Origin of the sequence: Phenylobacterium sp. (assembly GCF_036501465.1) — a bacterium.
Lineage (GTDB): Bacteria > Pseudomonadota > Alphaproteobacteria > Caulobacterales > Caulobacteraceae > Phenylobacterium.
Map to the genome: position 1 here is coordinate 1 of NZ_DASYAF010000068.1, position 1,939 is coordinate 1,939.

Genomic DNA, 1,939 nt, shown 5'->3' on the forward strand with positions numbered 1-1,939 from the left:
GTGCGCCTTCGCTGGCGAACAGCTTGGCGGTCGCCCGCCCGATGCCGCTCGCCGCGCCGGTGACCAGCGCAACCCTGTCCTGAAGCCGTCCCATCTCTCGCTCTCTCCCATTTTTTGTCTTGTGGGCGCGATTTAGGGGCCGCTGTGGGCTGCGGGCAAGCGCCGTTCGAAGGTCTGGTCTCGCCGGGTTTCAGCCCAGGCCCAGCCGCTCCATCCATCCCTGACGCGGAGGTGGTTCGGGCGCCGGCGTCGCCTCGCCGCGACGGCCGATCTTGCGGCCGCCGAAAAAGGCGGCGCCGGCGGCAAGGCTGGCCAGGACCGCGAGCGCCATGGTCGCGCGCGGGCGCATCTGGGCGGAGGCGAACAGGCTCGATTCCCGCACGCCCTTGTAATAGGCGCGCTCGCGCAGGTCCTGGCCGGCCTGGTGCAGGTTGTCGTGACGCGTGCCGCGGCGGCCTTCCTCGTCACGCTGCAGCATCGGCGCGAGCCAGGCCAGCAGCGGTTCGGCGACCATGGGCGCGATGGCGCCGAGCGCGGCCAGGATCGGGCCGCTGGCGCCGACCGTAAGCTCGCGGGTCTTGTGCTCGGCGGCATAGAGGATGGCCTGGGCCACCAGCGGCGCGGCATAGACCGGCGCTGGGTTCTTCACCGGCGCGCCGGTCAGGTTGCGGGCATGGTCCTTGTACGGCGTGTCGATGGCCGAGGGCCGGATCAGGGTCACCGAGACGGGCGCCCCTTCGCGCATCAGCTCCATGCGCAGCACATTGGTGAATCCCTTCACCGCGTGTTTCGAGGCCGAATAGGCGCCCTGCAGCGGAATGGCCAGGTCGCCGAGCACCGAGCCGACATTGATCAGCGCCCCGCCGCCCGGCCGCTCGCGGAAATGCTCGACCGCGATCAGGGAGCCATAGACGACGCCCCAATAGTTGGTTTCGAACAGCCGGCGCTGGTCCTCGAGCGGGGTTGCCGTGATGTCGCCGAAGATCGAGACGCCGGCGTCGTTGATCCAGGTGTCGAAGCCGCCGAAGCGGGCGACGGCCGCCGCGGCGATGGCGCGCACATCGGCCTCGACGCCGACGTCGGCGACGACATAGGCGGTCTTGGCGCCCTTGCCGGCCAGGTCGTCGCAGACGCTCTTCAGCGCCTCCTCGTTGCGGGCGGCCAGCATCAGGGTCGCGCCGCGCGCGGCGGCGGCGCGCGCGGTGGAGAGCCCGATGCCCGAGGTGGCGCCGGTGATCACCACCACCTGCCGATCGAGACGCTTCAGCTTCAACGTCATGCAAGTCCTCCGACCGTGCGGAGGCAACGACCTACCGCTATGGGGGTTCCAGGTCGAGAACCCTCTCCCCGTTTTGCGCTAGGGGATGCACACATCTGCGGCGGCCGCTGAAGGTCTCCTTCTCCCTCTTGCGGGAGAAGGTGTCGGCGAAGCCGACGGATGAGGGGTCGCGCGGAAATTGCCATTTAACGTCAATGGCCTAGCGGATAGGGCTATCGACCCCTCATCCGACCCCCTTCGGGGCCACCTTCTCCCGCAAGGGGGAGAAGGGCTGCTTGGCACGGGCCGCCTAAGCCTTTGATAGGCTTATCATCATCGAGATGTGTGAATCGCCTAGCGTTTTGCGGGGAGAGGGAAGGGTGAGGGCCTTTGCGCGATCGTCTTTTCCGTAAAGGTGAGCGGCGGCGGCGCGACCCCCTCACCCTGCCCTCTCCCCCGCGAAGAGCGGGGGCGAGGGTTCTTTTCTCAATACCCGTTCAGGCGGGCGTAGCGGTCGCGGTGGTAGGACTGGCCGCCGTAGGAGGCTTCGGCGGCGCGGGCGCGCTTCAGGTAGAGGCCGGCGTCGTGGGCGTCGGTCATGCCGATGCCGCCGTGCATCTGCACCATCTCGTTGGAGACCAGATGCAGGGTGTCGCCCATCTTGGCCTTGGCCAGCGAGAC

General features: G+C 68.6%; 2 protein-coding genes. Both read right to left on the minus strand.

Annotated elements, in window-relative coordinates:
• Positions 1 to 190: 190 nt before the first annotated feature.
• The gene (locus tag VGL85_RS07170; RefSeq protein WP_331587501.1) at positions 191 to 1,279 is read right to left on the minus strand and encodes an SDR family oxidoreductase; all 1,089 of its coding nucleotides are present in this window, start codon (positions 1,277 to 1,279) and stop codon (positions 191 to 193) included.
• A 465-nt stretch (positions 1,280 to 1,744) separates the two neighbouring features.
• Positions 1,745 to 1,939: acyl-CoA dehydrogenase family protein (locus VGL85_RS07175; RefSeq protein ID WP_331587503.1), on the minus strand; the 195-nt coding region annotated here is incomplete at its 5' end.

Excerpts from the sequence above, each read along its gene's own strand:
- VGL85_RS07170 (WP_331587501.1), bottom strand. The coding sequence starts at position 1,279 with ATGACGTTGAAGCTGAAGCGTCTCGATCGGCAGGTGGTGGTGATCACC.